Below are 20,349 nucleotides of genomic sequence, written 5' to 3'. Positions count from 1 at the left end.
CTCACTATTAAAAGACGTTTGCCATGTCAAAATTTAGCAAGAAAGGAAAAGATACGCCGAAGATATCAACCTCTTCTCTGCCTGACATTATCTTCATGCTACTGTTTTTCTTCATGGTAACAACCGTGTTGAGGGAAACAGAGTTGAAAGTGCAGAATAGGCTGCCCAAAGCTACCCAGCTACAAAAGTTAGAAAAGAAGTCGCTGGTAAGTTACATCTATATCGGGAAACCGAAAGATACGGAAAAGTATGGTGTTGAGCCACGTATTCAGGTAAACGATGTACTGATTACTCCGAAGGAGATACCAAATTTTGTTTATGCTGAGAAAGACAAGCTAGATGAAGTTGAACGCGATAAGATTACGATGTCTCTCAAAGTTGATATTGATGCAAAAATGGGCATCATTTCCGACGTAAAACAACAACTTCGCGAGGCAGAAGCTCGCAAAATTAACTACTCAAGCGTACAGGCAGTAGATAAGGAATAGTACCTGCTACACAGCCTTAGTTGTTGATGTGAGAATCAAGTTAGTAAACAATTAATCCTGACAGGTTAGCCAAGCCTGTCGGGATTTTTTTTAATCCTTTTGCAATGTTAATTGGTATTGCCATTGTTTATGCGTTGCTGGTAGCAGCGTTGTGCTATGGCTGGCATCGCACAGAGTTTCCTGCACACAAGGCTGCAAGTGATGAAGGTTTGAGTATCATAGTAGCGATGCGCAACGAGGCGCTGAATATTCCACAACTGTTGGCTTGTCTGCGTATGCAAGTGTTTGATGGGCAATTAGAAATCATATTGGTAGACGATCACTCTACGGATGCGTCGGTAGCTATTGCTCGGGCCTGCGCAGTTGAATTCCCTTATCCGCTTCGCATCATTACCAGTTTGGGGCAGGGTAAAAAAGCTGCTATCAGTACAGGACTTGCCTGTGCGCAGTTCTCGCTCATCCTTACAACGGATGCAGACTGCCAAATGGGCAGGCTGTGGGCACAGACGATGTATGCTGCCCTCCAAACACCTGGCACTAATCTGGTTACAGGGATTGTGAAAATAGCCCCGACAGGTACATGGGCCGCTCGCTTTCAGGCAATTGAACTGGCGGCGCTAATGGGCAGTACAGCGGCATTTGCTACATGGAAAATGCCTAACATGGGCAATGGAGCTAACTTAGGCTATCGAAAGGCGGTTTTTGATAAAATTGGCGGGTATGCAACTTCTGCCCACATTGCTTCGGGCGATGATGAGTTCCTAATTCAACAGGTACATCAGGCAGCACCCGGCTCGGTTCGGTTTGTCAAAGATGAAAAGGCAATAGTTTGCACTGCGCCTCAGGCAGACTACAGATCCTTGCTGATGCAGCGCAGGCGCTGGGCTGCCAAATGGAATCAGGGGCGGCCTTTGCGCGTGTGGGGAGTAGCCCTTATGGTAGGACTTTTTCACCTTTACTGGGCGCTGTTGCCTATTGGAATACTGTTCCTGCCTGAACAGCATTTGGAGATAATCGCTGCGTTTAGCTTAAAATTAATAGCCGAATATGTATTTTTGAAATGCGTATTGAGCTTTATTCGACAGGAGATGCTTGTGCCTTACATTTTTCCCTTGCAAACTTGCTATAGCTTTTATGTAGTTTGGGTTGGATTGCAGGCAACTCGTGGCGGATATGTTTGGAAGGAAAGAGTTTTTACCCGTTAATCAATTCAAATAATTGAAAGAGGATCTGCAAAATACGCCATCTTATTATATCCGGCAGAAATTGCAAAGTAATAAACTGGCAATGGCAAGCCTTTTTCTGATCGTGTTTGCTATGCTGTCGAGCATATTTGCCTACTTTATCATGCCCGACCATTCGCCTGATGCGAACGAAAGCATGTCCGAAATACGGAAACAATATCCTCTGTTTCGGGCAAAAGTGGTTAGCATTGCGATGAACAACGAGCGCAAGACCCCCTCTTTTTGGGAGCGTATGATGAGCGGCGCTGAGCCTAAGTACAAAAAATATGCAGTCAGCGACGTAAGACTGAACAACGATTCGGTTTATATTCGGCTGTACGTAGCAAGCATAGAAAGTATCAGGGGGCGCTCTTTTGGCAGAACTGCCGATACGCTTAACAACGAACCGTCTTTATACAAACAGGTTTACGATCATGTCTATTCGCTGGTAGATGCTACCCGTGCGGTTTATCCAATGGCCTCAAATAAGTTAGGGGCAAGCTATCCGGGTAATTTTTATGTTCGGGGCGATACAGTAGTATATCTGGACATCAACGAGCAGATACGGACGGAAAGCATGAGCCGCTTGCGCAACGAGTTCCTCCAAAAACAGATCGAAGATCGCATCTTTTATCTGGGAACAGACAGGCAGGGACGCGACATGCTGAGCAAGGTGATTCTTGGAACGCGGATCTCGCTGCTCATTGGCATAGCATCGGTAGTTATTTCGCTGCTTCTCGGAGTAGTGCTAGGTGCGCTTGCAGGGTATTTTGGCGGCGCTACCGACCACATCATCATGTGGCTAATGACGGTCGTTTGGTCAATTCCGAGCATCATGCTGGTTATTGCTATCAGGATTGCGCTGGGCAGCAAAGGGCTGTGGGTCGTGTTCGTAGCTGTTGGGCTGACAACATGGGTAGAGATTGCGCGAATTGTTCGCGGGGAGATCCTTGCCATCAAGGAGAAACTCTACATAGAGGCTGCACGCGCCTTTGGATACTCACACTGGCGGATTATTTATTATCATATTCTCCCCAATATCTTTGGTTCTATCATTGTGCTTGCATCTTCCAACTTTGCTACTGCCATCATCTTAGAGGCCGGCATGAGTTTTCTGGGTATCGGCGTACAGATCCCGACCCCATCGTGGGGCAACATGATCTACGAGGCATATGCAACCATCAATTCGCTGCACTGTGAACACCTAATCGTCATTCCATGTGTAGGCATGGGCATTCTGGTACTTGCCTTTAACTTTCTTGGCAATGGATTGCGCGATGCCTACGATCCAAAAATTCTGGTTTCAAAAAACAAGTAACGCCAATGGAGAACGCCTCTGCTGAATTAGAACTGCAAATGAAAGAGATGCAACTCAATGCATTATTTGAAACCATTCAGGCAATCAATGAAAACGCATCGGAAGAGCAGTTGTTCCGTATCTACAAACTTACCTTGCAGGCAAGCCCCTACATCAAGAAATTGGCTTTATATGTCTGCGAAGATGGGCGATGGGATTGCAAAACATGGTACGGTTTGCCGACTGACAGCGTCTTGCAACTGCCGCAATGCGTTACTACTATTCGCGAAGTTAGCGCGTTACAGACTGACGATCCGCATTTCTCAATCTTTAACTACGTACTGCCCGTTCGGCACAAAGATGTTGTGCTGGCTTATGTACTGATTGATTCTACACAAGACATACGGGATCTGAACTTTCTGGCAACGCTAAGCAACATTATTATCGTTGCTATTGAGAATAAGAAACTGGCGCGCAAGCAAGCACAACAGGAAGCCTTCCAGCGGCAGCTTAATATTGCCAAAGACGTACAGTCGCTGTTGTTCCCAAAAACGCTGCCCTACAACGAACGGCTACAGATTGTTGCCAGCTACCAACCTCACCACAGCGTAGGAGGCGACTACTACGATTATATTGATACAGGCAACGACAAGTTTTTAGTTTGCATTGCCGATGTATCGGGCAAGGGCGTACCCGCAGCCATACTCATGTCTAACTTTCAGGCAGCGCTACGCATTCTTGTGCGTGAGGGTAAAGAGCTGACCTATATCATAGAAACACTCAATCAACTTATCCTTGAAAACTCGCGCGGAGAAAACTATATCACCGCGTTCTTTATGGAGTATGATTTCAAGGTGCGGACACTGACCTATGTGAATGCCGGGCATAATCCGCCTTTCCTTTTTCTGCCCGACGGGCAGATGGAGCATTTAGAAGAGGGGACAACTATTCTGGGCGGATTTAAGAAACTGCCTTTTCTGCATGTTACTGTCCGGAAAGAGATGACAGACTTCCTACTTTTTTGCTTTACGGATGGCTTCATTGAGACTTACAATGACAAGGGCGAGGCGTTTGGAGTAGAGCAGTTAGGCGCTTTTGTTCTTGCTAACCTAGATATGGATAGGCAGAAGTTGCACTACGAGTTGTTGAAACACTTAAATCAGTTTCGCGGCGAGCAGGCTTACGTGGACGATATTACGTTGCTTTCCTGCGCTGTTTCGTCAGCCAAGAAGTAGTTTATATTATACCATCATGAATTGCACGATGGAGCGATTGTGGCTGTTCAAAAAGAATGAATGTAGCACAGACTTTAGCCTGCATCTATTTGATTATCAAGCGATTAACAAAATGCAGGCGAAAGTCTATGTTACTTTTTAGACGGTCTCACAGAGCAGAAAAAAGGGGCAGGGATGATCTCAATGCTACCAACATGCAATCCCTCGGGGTAAAATCTACGTGGTACATGATTCATTTTAGTATTAAACGAATTAAGCGACAAAAATTGCGCTGGAGAATTTTAAGGAACTGCTCTTTTACATTGGAGTACTTGCTTCCGATTTGCAAAAAATCCGCTGAATCCTGATTGATTTACTAAATTTGCGCTTCAAATTTTTTAAAGCGCAAATGGCAGCCGCAGAGACAAAGTATTTTATCCTCGATTTTGACAGTACATTTACCAAAGTAGAAGCCTTAGACGAGTTAGCAGCAATAGCCCTTGATGGCTCCCCGCTGCGCGAACAGGTTGTCGGGCAAATTGCAGAACTTACCAACCGGGGTATGGATGGCAGCCTTTCCTTTCGCGAATCTTTGGAGAAGCGCGTAGCCCTGCTCAGTGCCAACCGCTCGCATTTGGAGCGCCTAGTTGCCGTGCTCAAATCCAAAGTTTCCGATTCGGTAAAGCGCAACCGTGTATTCTTTGAAACCTACGCCGATACTATTCTCATTATTTCCAGCGGGTTTAAAGAGTTTATTGTGCCTGTTGTGTCAGAGTATGGCATCAAACCCGAAAATGTATATGCTAACGAGTTTTTATTTGATGAAAAAGGCAACATCATCGGATTCCGCGATGATATTCCGCTGGCGCATGACAACGGCAAAGTAACCCAACTGGCAGCACTAAACCTGCAAGGCGAAGTTTATGTCATCGGCGATGGCTACACGGACTACGAAATGCGCAAAGCAGGGCTTGCCAACAGTTTTTATGCCTTTACTGAAAACGTGGCACGCGAAAGTGTAACCGGCATTGCCGATCACGTTACGCCCAGCTTAGACGAGTTTCTATATGTGAACAAACTGCCAATGGCGATTTCATATCCTAAAAACCGCATTAGCGTATTGATTTTAGAAAATATCCACACCGAAGCAGTACATATTTTCAGAGAAGAAGGCTATAGTGTCGAAATTATCAATTCTGCGCTGGACGAGGCCGAACTCTGCGAGAAAGTTAAAAATGTTTCTATCCTCTGCATCCGTTCCAAGACCAATGTAACCCGCAAAGTAATCGAAAATGCCCATAAGCTCATGGCTATCGGTGCGTTTTGCATCGGCACTAACCAGATAGATTTGGAAGCATGTCTGGAAAAAGGCATTGCTGTATTCAATGCGCCCTATAGCAATACGCGTAGCGTAGTAGAGCTTGCCATTGGCGAAATCATCATGCTCATGCGCAACATACCCGACAAGGTAACGGGTATGCACGCCGGCAAATGGGACAAGTCGGCAACGGGAAGCTATGAAGTGCGCGGCAAAAAGCTGGGCATTGTTGGTTATGGCAATATCGGCTCGCAACTTTCTGTAGTAGCCGAAGCGCTTGGCATGGATGTTTACTTCTATGATATTGTGGACAGACTTGCGATTGGCAAGGCGCAAAAGTGCCGCTCGCTCCGCGAACTGCTCAACCTCTCCGACATTGTGTCGCTGCACGTAGATGGTCGCAAGCAAAATCGCAACCTGATTGGCGCTGCTGAATTTGCTGAAATGAAAGACGGCGTAATATTTCTTAATCTGGCACGCGGCGAGGTAGTAGATATAGATGCTTTGGTGAATGCCCTCCATTCGGGAAAAGTGCGCGGCGCAGCAGTAGATGTATTCCCCTATGAACCCAAAAATAACAAAGAGGAGTTTATCTCGCCACTGCGGGGCATCAAAAATGTACTGCTGACCCCGCATATCGGTGGCAGTACGATGGAGGCACAACTCAACATCGCGCAGTTTGTTCCCGGTAAGCTCATTGAATACATCAACACGGGAAACTCGTTTATGAGCGTAAATTTTCCCAATATCCAGCTGCCGGTGCTAGAGAATGCGCATCGCCTGATCCACATTCACAAAAATGTGTCGGGTATTTTGGCACAGATTAACAATGTACTTGCCAAACATGAGATTAATATTGTCGGGCAATACCTGAAAACCAGCGAAAAGGTCGGCTACGTAATCACCGATATTGACAAGGCCTACAACAAAGAAGTTATCAAAGACCTCAAAGCGATAGATAACACCATCAAATTCAGGGTTCTGTATTAAAAATGTAACATACCCTCTGAATGTGGTCTTTTACAACAAATCCGCAACTGTTTCCAGTTCCATACCTCGCGAGCCTTTGAGCAGGATGTAGCTGTTGCGAACAGGGTTGGCTTGCAGCCATTCGGCAAGTGCAGTCTTATTTTCAAAAAATAAGGCTGAATCGCTTGCTTGCCGAGTGTCATAGAATGCCTTGCCGCAGAGCAGTACGCTTGCAAATCCGCCTTGCATGGCTTTTTCGGCAATTTCGCGGTGCTTGGCTGCGCTGTACTCTCCCAGTTCAAGCATATCGCCGAGAATGACTACTTTTTTTGCAGCGGGCATCTGTGCAAAACTTTCCAATGCCGCCTGCATACTGGATGGATTGGCATTGTACGCATCCATAATCAGCGTATTACTTGCTGTGCGGCGCACCTGCGAGCGATTGTTGGTAGGTGCATAGCTTGCAATTGCCTGATGAATCTGCACGGCAGGCACATGGAAATAACTGCCAACAGCAATGGCAGTGAGGATGTTATCAAAGTTATACGCGCCGATGAGTTGCGTATCGTGTGTGTGCCCTTCGGAATCTCTGTAGCGAATGAAAGGTGTGGTTTCCAGCAACTGGGCAAAGGCGATGGTATCGCGCAGCCCGTAGAAAATCGGTTGCGGGAACTGCTTACCCAATTCAGCCAGCAGTGGATTACGCGCATTGATAAATGCCTTTCCACCTGTTTGCAAATGGTCAAAAAGCTCGCTTTTGGCGCGAATGATCCCCTCAAAGCTGCCAAAACCTTCCAGATGCGCCTGCCCGATGTTGGTAATCAGCCCAAAATCGGGCGCGGCGATGCGGCAGAGTTCGGCAATATCGCCGATGCGATTTGCGCCCATTTCAATTACGGCAATTTCTGTGTCGGGGCGAATTTGCAGCAGCGTGAGCGGCACGCCAATGTGATTGTTCAGATTGCCCTGTGTGGCATGGGTGCGATACTTTTGGCGCAATACAGCCGCTACTAATTCTTTGGTAGTCGTTTTTCCGTTTGTGCCTGTAATGGCAAGAAAAGGAATTGGCAACTGCTTGCGGTGGTGCAGCGCCAATTGTTGCAGGCTTTGCAAAACATCGGCAACCAATAAAAAGCGTTCAGAAACAGCAACGGCAGGGTCGTCCACAACGGCATAGGCTGCGCCCTGTTCCAGCGCGTGGGCTGCAAATTGGTTGCCATCAAAATTAGCGCCTTTCAAAGCGAAAAACAGACAGCCGTCGGGCAATTGACGGCTGTCTGTACTAACTACCGAATGGGAGCAATAATGCGCGTAGAGTTGTTCGGTAGTGATTGTCATTTGAGACATGGAAACAGGTTAGTAAATCTCTGGATATTGCGTCGGGCTTACTTCGTGCATCATGGCATACACCGCGTCAAAAATATCTTCGGGATTTGGCTTGGTGAAATAGTCGCCGTCGGAGCCATAGGGCGGACGATGTGCCTTGGCAGCAATGCAAACAGGCTGCGCGTCAAGATGCTGGAAAATATCCTGATTGTCCATTACTTGTTGCAGCATATAAGCCGTTGCGCCGCCCGGTACGTCTTCGTCGGCAAAAATGACGCGGTTGGTTTTGCGCACCGACTGCCCGATGATGCCGTAGCGGTCAAAAGGCAGCAGCGTTTGCACATCCACGATTTCTACATCTATGCCAAATTTGGCAAGATCTTCGGCAGCTTCCATCACAATGCGGCACATAGAACCGTAGGTTACAATAGTTACGTCCGTTCCCTGACGAATCACTTCAGGAACGCCCAGCGGCACAGTAAACTCAGCCACATTATCAGGCAGACGCTCTTTGAGGCGGTAGCCGTTGAGGCATTCAATCACCAACGCGGGTTCGTCGGAGAGCAGCAGCGTGTTGTACATACCTGCCGCCTGCGTCATGTTGCGCGGCACAAGCACGTGCATTCCGCGCAAGCTATTGATAATCATGCCGATAGGTGAACCTGAGTGCCAAATACCCTCTAAGCGATGTCCGCGTGTGCGCACAATCAGCGGGGCTTTTTGTCCGCCGGCAGTGCGATAATGCAAACATGCCAAGTCGTCAGACAGCGTCTGAATGGCGTAGAGCAGGTAATCTAGGTACTGAATTTCGGTGATAGGGCGCAGTCCGCGCATGGCAGCGCCGATGCCTTGCCCAATGATGGTGGCTTCGCGGATGCCGGTATCTCCTACGCGCAGTTCGCCATATTTGGCCTGTAAACCTGCAAACGCCTGATTCACGTCGCCGATTCTGCCCACGTCTTCACCGATGGCAAATACGCGCGGGTCGCGGGCAAGGATGGCATCAAAACAAGCCTGCAACACCTCGCGTCCGTCCACAACAGGCGAATTTTCAGAATAAACGGGCTTAACTTCCTGCACCAGCAGCGCAGACTCGTCCGATTCACTGAGTAGGTGGGAATTGAAGCGGCGTTCGTTGGCTTTTTCCGATTTTTTCACCCAGTTAATCAATGCCTGACGGGTAGCATTGTTCTGTCCACGCAGCAGGCGCAAGCCGTGGCGGGCAGCTTTCATGGCATCCATGTACTGTGGGTTGATGGTGCGTTGGTATTCGGAACGCACCATTTGTAATTGCTCTTTCAAAGCCGCGTCGGTGCAGCCTTCGGCGGCTTCTGCCAACAGGCGCAGCACTTCTTGCTGGTCGCCTTTCATGGATTCTACGAAGGCAGACCACGCATTATTTTTCGCCTCTAAAGCGCGTTGCTTAGCGTGGCGGTCTATTTCCTCCAACTCTTCGGCAGTAGCATAGCCGTTTGCCATGATCCATTTTGCCATTTGCTTGTTGCAGTCGTGCTCTGCTTCCCATGTAAGTCGCTCTTTAGACTTATAGCGCTCATGTGAACCTGAGGTAGAGTGTCCCTGCGGCTGCGTTAATTCCGTAACATGTATCAGACAGGGAACGTGCTCGCGGCGGGCAACTTGGGCAGCTGCAAGAAAGGTCTGGCACAACTCGTCGTACTGCCAGCCTTTGACCTGAAACATTTCAAAACCCGGCTCGCTTTCGGTGCGCTGCAAACCAATCAGGATTTTGTAGATATCGCCTTTGGTAGTGTGGTATTCCTGCGGAACGGAAATGCCGTAAGCATCGTCCCAAACTGCTATTACCATTGGTATCTGCAATACGCCTGCCGCATTGAGTGCTTCAAAAAACAAGCCCTCGGAAGTTGAGGCATTGCCAATCGTTCCGAAAGCAACTTCATTGCCTTGTACAGAAAAATTAGTCATCCCTGCCAGTTGCGGATTTTGGCGGTAGAGTTTAGAAGCATATGCCAAACCGACCAGACGCGGCATTTGTCCGGCAGTACAAGAAATATCGGCAGCAGAGTTGTATTGCTCCATCAGGTTTACCCATTTGCCGTTTTCGTCTAAGCTGCGGGTGGCAAAGTGTCCGTTCATGCAGCGCCCTCCGGTGGCGGGTTCTGCCGCTATGTCGGGGTGGGCATATAACTGTGCAAAATATTGCTCCAATGTCAGCGCCCCCAGTGCAAACATCAAGGTTTGGTCGCGGTAGTAGCCCGAACGGAAATCGCCTTTGCGGAAGGCTTTTGCCATCGCAATTTGTGCGACTTCTTTGCCATCGCCGAAAATGCCGAATTTGGCTTTTCCCATAAACACTTCTTTGCGCCCCATCAAACTGGCATGACGGCTCTCGCAGGCAATGCGATAGTCGTTCAGCACTTCCTCGCGTGTTAGGGAAAAGGTAGCGGTTGAAAATTCGGTTTGTGCCATTCTCTGTCTATTTTCGGTTTGATCTTCAGCACAAAAATAAGCATTTAAGCCGTAAGCTGTACGAGTTTGTCCACTAATATGCGGTTGATTCGCTCGTAGGACTCGTAAGTCCAGCCCGCTACGTGAGGCGAAAAAATTACGTTGGTTTGCTTTGCAAGCCATTCAAAGTCAGCAGCTTGTTCGGCTGTCAAGCGGTCTAACTTTTCCTGCTCCAGTACATCCAGACAAACGCCGCGCAGTTTGCCGCTTTGCAGCGCTTCGCGAAGGGCAGCCAGCGGGATGATTTCGCCGCGAGCGGTGTTAATTAGCCAAATCGGATGTGAGAAACGATTGAAAAATTCAGTACTCATCCAGCCTCTGGTTTCTGTCGTTAGCGGGATGTGCACGCTGATAATTTCTGCCTCCTGTTGCAGTTGCTCTAATGTGGCTTCCGTTGCGTAAGCATCGGAAAAGTTGGTTTTGTACTTGTCATAAGCCAGCACACAGCAGCTAAAACCGCTCAATCGGCGAGCAAAGGATTGCCCCATGTGCCCATAGCCGATGATACCGACGGTTTTGCCCATCAGTTCGTAGCCGCGATTGGCTTCGCGCTGCCAGATTTTTTGGCGCACCTGCGCGTCTGCCTGCACGAGTTTGTTTATCAGCGCGAGCAACATACCAACAGCGTGTTCACCGACAGCATCGCGGTTGCCCTCGGGCGCATTGATAAGCGAGATATTGCGGGCGTGCAGCGCAGCCATATCCACTTGGTCAGTACCCGCTCCGGCACGTGCCAGTATTTGCAAGTTGGTAGCCCTGCCCAACAGTTCAGCATCTATCACCGTTTTGGAGCGAACAATCATTACTTCATAGTTGGCTATGATATCCAGAAGCTGTGCGCGGGTAATAGCAGGCTGATAATCAGGCAAAAATCCCGCTGCGGCTAGCATATCGAGCAGCGAATTGTGCATTTCGTCTATGATTAATACGCGTTTTTTCATCATTTGATTAAGAATTAACAATTGGCACACCTGCTACATGTATATACCGTAAACGGTAGGCTACACAAACCAAAAGAGCTACTCCGACGAGAGCAGCTCTTTTGCAAGATTTTATTAACGAGCAGATTGTTTAGCGGCTACCACCTGCGCGAATCATCGCACAGCGGAAACCAATCGTTGCAGTAGCAGAATCTTCTGCAAGGAAGCGGCGTGTACCTACAGCTAGCCAGTAAGCTACATCTTTCCATGAACCACCTTTGTAAACGCGTTGCTGGTTATCTACGATACTCACGAAATCGCGTTTGTTATAGGCAGATGCAGGATCTAAGTAATCAGGATCTTTAGGGCGCGTAGCGCCGGCATTTCGCAGACCTTTGCCGTCTGTACGAACGGGGTTCATGTCGCTTACGTCTTCAAAAGAGAGTGGACGATAAATATCTTCTACCCACTCATTTACGTTGCCTGCCATATTGTACAAACCATAGTCGTTAGGAGGATAGGCATATACCCACTCGGTGATCATTGCACCGTCGTTGAGTTTGCCGGCAATACCTGCATAATCACCGCGTCCGCGTTTGAAGTTCGCAAGAAACTCACCCATCTGACGACCGTAAGGATTGCGCAGCGAGTGCCCATCCCATGGATAGATACGACCATAATCTTGCATTTCGTCCATGTATTGGGTTGCAATCAGGCCTTTGGCAGCATATTCCCACTCCGCTTCGGAAGGGAGGCGATAGCCTGGTAGTACTATACCACTCTCTAATGGAATTCTTTCGCCTGCTTTTGCCTTAGCTTTCTCGTCTTTATTACCGTTTTTAGCAGCTAAGCCGCGGTTAACGGCTTCTGTACGCCATACACAGTAGTTAACAGCTTGTCTCCAAGATACACCTACTACAGGGAAGTAACGGAAGCCCGGATAACGGAAATAGTAATCAATGTAAGGATCGTTAAAAGCTAACTCAGCAGCCCAAACCATTGTATCAGGTAAGGCTTCTTCATAGTACTGTTCGCCGGAGTCGCGTACATAGTGCAGATACTCTAACCAGTGTATGTTGGCTACTTCGGTTTCATCCATGTAAAAAGAAGCAATCGTAACTGTGCGCTCGATGTTGTCGCGTGCCAGCAGTACATCCTCTTCCTGAGATCCGAGTACGTGGCGGCCACCCTCTATGTACACAAGGTTAGGGCCATCGGGCTGGCCTTTGAATTTGCGCAGGGCAAACTCGTTGTTTTTATTTTTTCCACCCGCAGAACCATATTTTAATCCTGTAGCAGTAGATTCTTTACCTGGATCTATGCTAGTGGGTTTCTTGTTTTTGTTGCAAGCAGCGAAGGCAAGCACCATCAGGGCAGCCAGTCCAAAATTTGCTATTGTTCGAAAGCCGTTGTTCATAACAGTTTGCTTTATAAGATCAGCAGATGAGGTTATCACCTTCAAAGGTATTTCTTTAACAAGTTTTTTGCCATTCTTCTGTAAAGAACGAAAAAAAAGAACTGATCGTATGCTATGCGTGCGATTTACTTCTTGTCTAAGTTCGATTCTCTGATGAAATATAACGGTCTGCGTTTGGTATCGGTGTTAATGCGGCTGATATACTCGCCCAAAATGCCGATACTAATAAGTTGTACGCCGCCGAGAAAAAGAATGGCAACGATAATAGATGTCCAGCCTCTTTCTACGTGCAGATTGGTAAAGTATCGGATGTAGAACGAAATACAAACAAACAAGAAGGCTACTATTGAAACCGTGAAGCCCATAATGGTCACGGCTTTGATCGGGAAATTGGAGAAAGCAGTGATGCCGTCTAATGCGAAGCGCAACATTTTGCGGTAGGTATAACCTGTTTGTCCGGCGTGCCGCTCGGCGCGGTCGTATTCTACGTAGGTCTGTTTGTAACCAATCCACGAAATTTGCCCGCGCAGGAACTTGTTGGTTTCGGGCATCCGGCGGAGCGCTTCTACCACTTTTTTATCCATGATGCGAAAATCGCCCGTGTCTATCGGAATGTTGATAGTAGTGATAGCCGCTAAAATCCGATAAAATACCTTTGCGGTGAGCAATTTCATAAAACTTTCGCCTTTGCGTCGCCGCCTTTTGGCATAAACAACCTCGTAGCCTTCCTTCATTTTGGCGTACATTTCGCCGATGAGTTCGGGCGGGTCTTGCAGGTCGGCATCAATGATGACAACAGCCTCCCCGCGGGCGGCATCTATCCCCGCGCTCACGGCTATCTGATGCCCAAAATTGCGGCTCAGGTCAATGTATTTGACTTCGGGATGCTGCGCTGCCAACTGATGCACTAATTCCAGCGTGTTGTCGCGGCTGCCGTCGTTGACGAAAATAAACTCATGGGACAACTGCAACCCCCGCACAACAGCCGACAGGCGCTCGTAAAGCGGCTTTACGTTCAACGACTCGTTGTAAACGGGAATAATGACGGAAAGGGAAATGGGGTTCATAACTATTCAGGTTCTTGCTGACTTAGGCAATGAAAAGTTCCTAAGCCCCAGACAATGTCTGTGCAGTCCAGTCCGATTACTTTGCGGTCGGGGAAGCACTTTTGCAGGATTTCCAGCGCTTGCTCGTCTTTGTCACAGCGGAAAGTTGGCACGACTACCACCGCATTGGCAATGTAAAAATTCGCATAGGAAGCCGGCAGGCGCATGTCTTGGTAAATCACCGCGTCGGGCATGGGCAGTTCTACGATGTCTAATTGCTTGCCGTTCAGCAGGCGCATGGTTTGCAGCGCTTTGAGGTTTTCCTGCAAAGGCTCGTAGTTTTCGTCGGCTTTGTTGTGTTCCACTACCGTAACTACTGTGTGCGGATTGACAAAGCGCGTGATGTCGTCCACGTGTCCGTCGGTATCATCGCCTACGATGCCATCGCCCAGCCAGAGGATTTGTTCAACGCCGTAATAGTCGGCTAAATATTGCTCAATTTGCGCTTGGGAAAGATGCGGGTTGCGGTTCGGGTTGAGCAGGCAGGAAGTGGTTGTGAGTAGCGTTCCTTCGCCGTTGAAGTCCACCGCGCCGCCTTCCATCACAATGCCGGGGCGGAACATCGGCACTTGCAGGTAGCGGGCAATGTGTACGGGAATTTCGTTATCCAAATCATGCGGCGGGTATTTTTCGCCCCACGCGTTGTAGTTCCACTTAACGATTGCCTTGCGCTCGGCGGCGTTAGGGTTGATGACAAAAGCCGGCCCATGATCTCTGCACCAAGCGTCGTTGGTAGGAAACAGGTGGAAGTGGATAGCCGATAAGTCAGCGCCAACGGCTTGCAGGTGTTGTAGCGCAAATTGCTTCATCGCCTCATCGGCAACGTTAATATGCGCTTGTTCGCCAGTGGCTATCGCCTTGACAAATTGGGCATAAATAGGATAAATCTTATGAATTTTTCCAGGCCAGGAGGCTTCTTTGTGCGGCCAGCTTAACCAAGTGGCCCGATGCTTTGCCCACTCGGCGGGAAATTGATACCCCAAAGACTTGGGCGTAACGCCTGTTATTTCCTGAAACATGAGAAGATGGACGATTAAATTACTTTCTTCTTACTCTACACCCAGCAGTTCTACCTCGAAGAAAAGCGTAGCATTGGGCGGGATTACTCCGCCTGCGCCACGGCTGCCGTAGCCGAGGCTGGCAGGTATGAGCAGCACGGCTTTGGTGCCGACTTTGAGCTTGGCGATGCCTTCGTCCCAGCCTTTGATGACTTGTCCTTGTCCCAAACCGAAACTGAAAGGTTGTCCTCTGTCCACCGAACTATCAAACTTAGTTCCGTCTTCCAGATAGCCTGTGTAGTGTACGATTACATTTTTGCCGTTTGGAGGCAGTTCGCCATCACCTTCTTTAAGGATTTTGATGCCCAAGCCGCTAGGTTGCATGGCAAAACCGAGTCGGCGCTCTACTATAGACCAGTTTTGCAGGGCTTCTTGTATGAAGAGAATTTCTGCAGCACTGATCTTCAGGCTCTTATCATTAGCTATGCCCAGCATATAGGCAGTATCATCTGCTTTGCCAACATTGATTTTGCGGGCAGTTTTGCCGTTGAGCAGCAAGAAAAAGCCCTGACTTTCCTTGAACTGTGCGCAAAGTCCGCCAAAGTTGGTTGAGGTATGGCAATAGTCGGCAGGAGCTAGCTGTTTGGGAAGGCAGTTGTTGCAGTTATCCTGTGCCTGAACAGTACCCAATAGGGCATAGGCAACAAAAAGTAGTGCCAATTTTTTCATGTCTGTAGTTTTTTGCAGCAAAGTTATGCAATCTTTTGCCGCGCTAAGAACGCACTACAAAAACAAACCTTCATCTAATCACTTTGCTGTGGAGCATTTTTTGTAATACTGTTGCAGCAGCCATTTCAGACTTTCCTCCTTTGTGTCAAATAGTTTAACATCTTGCCTGTCTGCGAAAAAAAGGATAGAATTAATCATCAATTTGGTTAGGTCGTTAAAGCCGCAGACGGCTGCGGCCAGAATGTACGGTTTGTTATCGCGCGATATTTCTTTGGCATAGGTAATCAGTTCGCTGTTGTAGCGGGCATTGGTAACATCTATCAGGCTGAGCACAGAGTTTACGGGGCGGCTTTTACAGTTCTCGCGGCATTGGCGCAGCGCTTCGAGTCCCTCCTGCGGGTTTGTATTGCGAATATCTGTATAGAGAATTTCTATTCCCTGATGGATGATAAATTTACTGTAAGTCATGGCTGTAAGATTAGCGGTTGATTGGATTGAAAAGATAATGGTTCGATCGGACTTCGCAAAAAATTATTTATTTTGTTCGCACCAAACATTCAAACTTCACTATGCAGTATTACCAACTTTTGCCCGACGAGGTTTTACAGGAACTACGATCTAACCGCAGCGGGCTTTCAGATCAGGAAGTGGCTGAGCGGAGGAGAAAGTACGGCTACAACGAAATCCCCGAAGCAGGGCGGCAACACTGGTCGCTGATTTTTCTCAAACAGTTCAAAAGCCTGCTTGTATTTATTCTGCTCGGTGCGGCTGCCATATCGTGGGCAACCGGACATGCCGCCGATATGTACGTTATTCTGGCAGTAATCGTAATCAATGCAACGATTGGTTTTGCGCAGGAAATCCGTGCAGAAAATGCTGTAGCTTCACTGAAAAGTATGTTAATTCCGCAGGCAAAAGTATTGCGCAATGGTGCAAAACTTACATTGCCTGCCCGTGAACTTGTACCTGGTGATATTATCGTATTGGAAGAAGGCGATAGCATACCCGCCGATGCGCGAATCATTGAGGCCAAAAACCTGCGGGCAATAGAAGCCCCGTTGACGGGCGAGTCTGTTCCTGTACAGAAGACAACAGACATTGTGCCTGCTGAAACTGCGATGGCAGATCGCCGCAATATGTTATACAAGGGTACATTCATTGCCGGAGGCTATGCGCTGGCAGTTGTTACAGGGACAGGTCTTAACACTGCCATTGGTGAGATTGCTCTTTCGCTGAGTAAAATCAAGCCTACCAAAACCAATTTTCAGAAGAAGACCGACGCGCTGGCACAACAAATGGCGGTTATTGCTGTTTTCAGCGCGGTTTTGCTATTTGCCATTGCCTATTTCTATCAGGAAGGAACTTTAGAAGAGGTGCTCCTGGTAGCTATCGCCGCGTTAGTATCATCTATTCCCGCCGGGTTGCCCGCCGTGCTGGCTATTGTGCTGGCAATTGGCGCTAACCGAATGGCCAAGCGCAATGCTATCGTCCGCGAGTTTACAGCTACCGAAACGCTGGGCGCCGTTACAACCATCATTACCGACAAAACAGGTACACTGACCCAAAATACGCTGACGGTACGCAAAGTATTCATCCCAGACATGCCCGAATGGAATATCACAGGCGAGGGCTGGTCGCCTGTTGGTAATTTTATGCACGGCAAAACAGTTGTAGATCCTAAGGGGATTCCTGTGCTGAGTCAGCTGCTGACCATTTGCGGTTGGAGCAACAATTCGGACATCCAACACAACAAAGAAACGGATAGCTACCAACTCATCGGCGACCCTACTGAAGGTGCGCTGCTGGCATTGGCGCGCAAAGGAGGATTCTCTCCTAAAGAAGATACGAGCATCCGCAAAATTGACGACCTACCTTTTAATTCCAATTTGAAAATGCGGGCAACGCTCGCCGAAAGGGCGGGTAAAAGGCAGTTGCTCATTGTGGGTGCGCCGGAAAAGGTATTAGCCAAGTCCTCCTATATCTCAACGCCCGATGGCGTGTTTCCGATGACAGAGGAATGGTCGCATCGCCTAAAACACCAGATGGACGAGTGGTCGCTACAAGCCATGCGCGTGATTGCGCTTGCTTGGCGCGATGAACCTGCCGATGCGGTGCATGTGGTGGAGGATCATTTGGTAAACCTGATTTTTGCCGGTATGGTGGGCATGATAGACCCGCCGCGCCCCGATGTGCGCGACGCTGTAGCTGCCTGCAAGCGGGCAGGTATCCGCGTGATTATGGCAACAGGCGACCACGTCAATACTGCTATTGCTATTTCCCGCGCTACGGGAATTATAGACGGTCGGGAAAAACACTCAATCCTTGCGCTCACCGAGCAGCAGTTGTTGGGCTTAGACGAAAAAGAGTTTGAACAGGTCGTGCATACCACCAACGTATTTGCAAGACTTACGCCTCATATGAAACTGCGGATTGCCGAAACGCTACAAGCCGGCGGCGAACTGATTGCAATGACAGGAGACGGGGTAAACGACGCGCCTGCGCTCAAACGCGCCGACGTGGGCGTGGCGATGGGAGTAATGGGGACGGACGTAGCCCGCGATTCTGCCAAAGTAGTGCTGGCAGACGACAACTTCTCTACCATCGTCAGCGCCGTAGAGGAAGGGCGTATTGTATTCACCAATGCGCGCCAAACAAGTTTTTACCTACTCACTACCAATTTTGCCGAAATTATCACCCTGATCATATCTATTCTGGCAGGTCTGCCGATTCCGCTGACCGCTACGCAAATTTTATGGCTCAACTTAGTAACCGATGGCGTAGGGGATATTTCGCTGGCTACCGAAAGCGGGCACGGCGATGTACTCAAACAAAAGCCCGTTGATCCAAAGGAAAACATTCTGACCGGTGAAGTGCTTCCTTTTTTGCTTATCAATGCGAGTCTGATGACTATCCTGACGATGGCTGCTTTCAAATGGTTTTTGCCCGAAGGTATTGATAAAGCCCGTTCAGCAGCCTTCATTGTCATGGCGTTTTGTCAGTTGTATAATGTTTACAATATGCGCTCGCTGCAACTGTCTATTTTCCAAGTAGGCTTTTTTACCAACCGATACATCAATGTTGCGATGGTTGTTTCGGTAGTTATTCAGATAGCAATCATAGAAGTGCCTGCGTTGGCAGAAATGTTTCATTTTGAGCCTATTTCATTTGTAGAATTTGCTACACTTGCCTTGGCAGCCTCAGGCGTACTCTGGATGGGCGAGTTGTATAAATTGCTGCGCTACCGCCGTTCGGCAAATATTTGATCGAACTATGGCAGGATTATTGATTAAGTTGTCTAATCAATCAAACTTTTATATACTTATGACAAAAAATATGTCGAAAACGATGGCATTCTGCTTGTTGATTTTAGCGAGTGCTTGTTCACACCGCTTAGCCGGTACATGGAATATCCAAAAGTATGAGGTAAGTTCGGCAGGCCAGAGCAGTGTTACGCTCTCCAACATCGGCACAATGACTTTCAAAAATAATGGCAAAGGTTTTAAAAACTTGAGCTACAATATTTTAGGTACAGAAAAGACCGATAAAGGTTCTTTCCGCTGGACAGCTACCGATACCTACGTTACCATAGACAGCAAAGGCTCTGATCTGGGCAAAACTTGGCTTTTCATGGAAAACAAGAAAAACCTCCAAATCTGGAAAGCTACCGACGGGGCCAATCAGATACAGATTCTGGAACTGAAAAGGCAATAGACGCATTCTGCCCAAATACGAAACCGATTGGTTTTATACTTGTCGGGCTTTTTAGGATACTACCCTCCAAATAGCCGCAAGCGGCAAAGTCTGAACAAAAAAATCATAGTAAAATGGGATTACAGCGAAAAATAACGGTTGAGCCACTCGGCTATCTGCTTCGCATCTAATACATGGTCTATCTGCGTAATAGCCATGGCAGCACGTGGCATCGTGTCAATCATACAGTCGGCTGGGTCTTGCACAACGGTTATTCCTCCTGCCTCTTTAAGTAGTTTCATACCCATAGCGCCGTCCTGATTGGCTCCTGTCAGCAAGATGCCGATAGTATTTCTGTGGTATACATCGGCAGCAGAGAGGAACATCACGTCAATCGAAGGGCGTGAGTAATGCACCAGTGGGCTGCGGGATAGCTCAAATGTTCTGTTTTTTTCTACGACCAGATGCTGGTCGGCAGGAGCCAGATAGACCTGTCCAGGCATTGGCCGCATCCCTGCTTCTGGCTCAACAACAGGCATCTTGCAAACCGTATCTAATACGACTCGCAAATTGGAGGAGGGATCACTCGAGGGGCGGTGCAAGGCAATCAATACAGGCACAGGCAATACTTCCAAATACTGAAAGATCGTTCGCACAGCTCTAATGCTGCCGGCAGATCCACCAATGACAACTGCTTCTATGGGGTGTAGCATATCAGGAAGTTTGTGTACGATAGTGACGGATCAGTATGAGCAACTCGGAGATAACCCTATGCAAATACGTCAGACACATTTCACTTTTGACCAGATAATTAAATACGCCAAGTGCCTGCACTTCTGCAAGTACGTCCATATCGCGCTGCGCAGAAACAACTACAATACGGCTATCAGGACTGGCTGACTGAATCCGACGGATCAGTTCTATTCCATCCATATCGGGCAAAATGAGATCAACCAGCACAATATCAGGCTGCTCGGACAGATGCGCAAGCAGTTGTTCGGCCGTAGTAAATGTTTTAACGTCCAGATTCTTAATCTCAGAAAGTGCCAGTTGGAGCAGCATACTTTCCGTGCGGTTGTCTTCTATGACAAATAATTTGAACGAAGGTTGTGTAGCGCTTTGCATCATTTGTATTTGTTTGAGGTTGTAATCGTCCATACTCGGCTT

At 48.1% G+C, this 20,349-nt stretch carries 17 protein-coding genes; 7 read left to right on the top strand and 10 right to left on the bottom strand.

The features are described 5' to 3' along the window. Window positions 1-23 precede the first annotated feature (23 nt). The 5 genes from ACWIP2_RS03235 to serA all read left to right on the top strand — a co-directional run bounded on the left by ACWIP2_RS03235 (window position 24) and on the right by serA (window position 6,530). On the top strand, window positions 24-488 hold the full coding sequence (locus tag ACWIP2_RS03235) for an ExbD/TolR family protein (protein ID WP_448518462.1): 465 nt from the start codon (window positions 24-26) through the stop codon (window positions 486-488). Window positions 489-592: 104 nt separating this feature from the next. Beyond that, window positions 593-1,693 carry a glycosyltransferase gene (locus tag ACWIP2_RS03230; protein WP_448518461.1) on the top strand — a complete coding sequence of 367 codons (1,101 nt, stop codon included), beginning with the start codon at window positions 593-595 and terminating at the stop codon, window positions 1,691-1,693. Between the two features lie 13 nt (window positions 1,694-1,706). Beyond that, window positions 1,707-3,029: an ABC transporter permease gene (locus ACWIP2_RS03225; RefSeq protein ID WP_448518460.1), complete on the top strand. Its 1,323-nt coding sequence runs from the start codon at window positions 1,707-1,709 to the stop codon at window positions 3,027-3,029. Between the two features lie 5 nt (window positions 3,030-3,034). Further along, the gene (locus ACWIP2_RS03220; RefSeq protein WP_448518459.1) at window positions 3,035-4,243 is read left to right on the top strand and encodes a PP2C family protein-serine/threonine phosphatase; all 1,209 of its coding nucleotides are present in this window, start codon (window positions 3,035-3,037) and stop codon (window positions 4,241-4,243) included. Between the two features lie 388 nt (window positions 4,244-4,631). Further along, window positions 4,632-6,530 carry a phosphoglycerate dehydrogenase gene (gene serA / locus ACWIP2_RS03215; protein WP_448518458.1) on the top strand — a complete coding sequence of 633 codons (1,899 nt, stop codon included), beginning with the start codon at window positions 4,632-4,634 and terminating at the stop codon, window positions 6,528-6,530. Between the two features lie 30 nt (window positions 6,531-6,560). Here the strand turns inward: serA and ACWIP2_RS03210 are convergent, their stop codons facing one another. The 8 genes from ACWIP2_RS03210 to ACWIP2_RS03175 form a co-directional block, all read right to left on the bottom strand. Further along, window positions 6,561-7,856: a UDP-N-acetylmuramoyl-tripeptide--D-alanyl-D-alanine ligase gene (locus ACWIP2_RS03210; protein ID WP_448518457.1), complete on the bottom strand. Its 1,296-nt coding sequence runs from the start codon at window positions 7,854-7,856 to the stop codon at window positions 6,561-6,563. Window positions 7,857-7,865: 9 nt separating this feature from the next. Next, window positions 7,866-10,283 carry an alpha-ketoacid dehydrogenase subunit alpha/beta gene (locus tag ACWIP2_RS03205; RefSeq protein WP_448518456.1) on the bottom strand — a complete coding sequence of 806 codons (2,418 nt, stop codon included), beginning with the start codon at window positions 10,281-10,283 and terminating at the stop codon, window positions 7,866-7,868. Between the two features lie 44 nt (window positions 10,284-10,327). After that, entirely contained in the window at window positions 10,328-11,263 is a 936-nt protein-coding gene (locus tag ACWIP2_RS03200; protein WP_448518455.1) for an NAD(P)-dependent oxidoreductase, read from the bottom strand. 130 nt (window positions 11,264-11,393) lie between these two features. Further along, window positions 11,394-12,659, bottom strand: a complete 1,266-nt coding sequence (gene gldJ, locus ACWIP2_RS03195; protein ID WP_448518454.1) for a gliding motility lipoprotein GldJ — start codon at window positions 12,657-12,659, stop codon at window positions 11,394-11,396. A gap of 125 nt (window positions 12,660-12,784) precedes the next feature. Beyond that, window positions 12,785-13,726: a glycosyltransferase family 2 protein gene (locus ACWIP2_RS03190; protein ID WP_448518453.1), complete on the bottom strand. Its 942-nt coding sequence runs from the start codon at window positions 13,724-13,726 to the stop codon at window positions 12,785-12,787. A 2-nt stretch (window positions 13,727-13,728) separates the two neighbouring features. Continuing rightward, on the bottom strand, window positions 13,729-14,784 hold the full coding sequence (locus tag ACWIP2_RS03185) for an agmatine deiminase family protein (RefSeq protein ID WP_448518452.1): 1,056 nt from the start codon (window positions 14,782-14,784) through the stop codon (window positions 13,729-13,731). A gap of 30 nt (window positions 14,785-14,814) precedes the next feature. After that, on the bottom strand, window positions 14,815-15,492 hold the full coding sequence (locus ACWIP2_RS03180) for an FKBP-type peptidyl-prolyl cis-trans isomerase (protein WP_448518451.1): 678 nt from the start codon (window positions 15,490-15,492) through the stop codon (window positions 14,815-14,817). Window positions 15,493-15,570: 78 nt separating this feature from the next. Continuing rightward, the gene (locus tag ACWIP2_RS03175) at window positions 15,571-15,960 is read right to left on the bottom strand and encodes a hypothetical protein (protein ID WP_448518450.1); all 390 of its coding nucleotides are present in this window, start codon (window positions 15,958-15,960) and stop codon (window positions 15,571-15,573) included. Window positions 15,961-16,061: 101 nt separating this feature from the next. Here ACWIP2_RS03175 and ACWIP2_RS03170 point away from each other — a divergent pair, with 101 nt between their 5' ends. Both ACWIP2_RS03170 and ACWIP2_RS03165 read left to right on the top strand, forming a co-directional pair. After that, window positions 16,062-18,755 (top strand): cation-translocating P-type ATPase, encoded by a 2,694-nt coding sequence (locus tag ACWIP2_RS03170; RefSeq protein ID WP_448518449.1) that lies wholly within the window; start codon window positions 16,062-16,064, stop codon window positions 18,753-18,755. A gap of 82 nt (window positions 18,756-18,837) precedes the next feature. Next, window positions 18,838-19,203 (top strand): lipocalin family protein, encoded by a 366-nt coding sequence (locus ACWIP2_RS03165; protein ID WP_448518448.1) that lies wholly within the window; start codon window positions 18,838-18,840, stop codon window positions 19,201-19,203. A 119-nt stretch (window positions 19,204-19,322) separates the two neighbouring features. Here ACWIP2_RS03165 and ACWIP2_RS03160 read toward each other — a convergent pair whose 3' ends face one another. Both ACWIP2_RS03160 and ACWIP2_RS03155 read right to left on the bottom strand, forming a co-directional pair. After that, window positions 19,323-19,895 carry a chemotaxis protein CheB gene (locus tag ACWIP2_RS03160; protein ID WP_448518447.1) on the bottom strand — a complete coding sequence of 191 codons (573 nt, stop codon included), beginning with the start codon at window positions 19,893-19,895 and terminating at the stop codon, window positions 19,323-19,325. Between the two features lies 1 nt (window position 19,896). Further along, window positions 19,897-20,340 carry a response regulator gene (locus ACWIP2_RS03155; RefSeq protein ID WP_448518446.1) on the bottom strand — a complete coding sequence of 148 codons (444 nt, stop codon included), beginning with the start codon at window positions 20,338-20,340 and terminating at the stop codon, window positions 19,897-19,899. Between the last annotated feature and the right edge of the window lie 9 nt (window positions 20,341-20,349).

It is taken from the genome of Rhodoflexus sp. (assembly GCF_053489755.1).
Note: the sequence above shows the minus strand (reverse complement) of the source record. Positions and strands in the feature narration are given on the sequence as shown.

Excerpts from the sequence above, each read along its gene's own strand:
- ACWIP2_RS03235 (WP_448518462.1), top strand. The coding sequence starts at position 24 with ATGTCAAAATTTAGCAAGAAAGGAAAAGATACGCCGAAGATATCAACC.
- ACWIP2_RS03230 (WP_448518461.1), top strand. The coding sequence starts at position 593 with ATGTTAATTGGTATTGCCATTGTTTATGCGTTGCTGGTAGCAGCGTTG.
- ACWIP2_RS03220 (WP_448518459.1), top strand. The coding sequence starts at position 3,035 with ATGGAGAACGCCTCTGCTGAATTAGAACTGCAAATGAAAGAGATGCAA.
- serA (WP_448518458.1), top strand. The coding sequence starts at position 4,632 with ATGGCAGCCGCAGAGACAAAGTATTTTATCCTCGATTTTGACAGTACA.
- ACWIP2_RS03210 (WP_448518457.1), bottom strand. The coding sequence starts at position 7,856 with ATGTCTCAAATGACAATCACTACCGAACAACTCTACGCGCATTATTGC.
- ACWIP2_RS03205 (WP_448518456.1), bottom strand. The coding sequence starts at position 10,283 with ATGGCACAAACCGAATTTTCAACCGCTACCTTTTCCCTAACACGCGAG.
- ACWIP2_RS03200 (WP_448518455.1), bottom strand. The coding sequence starts at position 11,263 with ATGAAAAAACGCGTATTAATCATAGACGAAATGCACAATTCGCTGCTC.
- gldJ (WP_448518454.1), bottom strand. The coding sequence starts at position 12,659 with ATGAACAACGGCTTTCGAACAATAGCAAATTTTGGACTGGCTGCCCTG.
- ACWIP2_RS03190 (WP_448518453.1), bottom strand. The coding sequence starts at position 13,726 with ATGAACCCCATTTCCCTTTCCGTCATTATTCCCGTTTACAACGAGTCG.
- ACWIP2_RS03185 (WP_448518452.1), bottom strand. The coding sequence starts at position 14,784 with ATGTTTCAGGAAATAACAGGCGTTACGCCCAAGTCTTTGGGGTATCAA.
- ACWIP2_RS03180 (WP_448518451.1), bottom strand. The coding sequence starts at position 15,492 with ATGAAAAAATTGGCACTACTTTTTGTTGCCTATGCCCTATTGGGTACT.
- ACWIP2_RS03175 (WP_448518450.1), bottom strand. The coding sequence starts at position 15,960 with ATGACTTACAGTAAATTTATCATCCATCAGGGAATAGAAATTCTCTAT.
- ACWIP2_RS03170 (WP_448518449.1), top strand. The coding sequence starts at position 16,062 with ATGCAGTATTACCAACTTTTGCCCGACGAGGTTTTACAGGAACTACGA.
- ACWIP2_RS03165 (WP_448518448.1), top strand. The coding sequence starts at position 18,838 with ATGGCATTCTGCTTGTTGATTTTAGCGAGTGCTTGTTCACACCGCTTA.
- ACWIP2_RS03160 (WP_448518447.1), bottom strand. The coding sequence starts at position 19,895 with ATGCTACACCCCATAGAAGCAGTTGTCATTGGTGGATCTGCCGGCAGC.
- ACWIP2_RS03155 (WP_448518446.1), bottom strand. The coding sequence starts at position 20,340 with ATGGACGATTACAACCTCAAACAAATACAAATGATGCAAAGCGCTACA.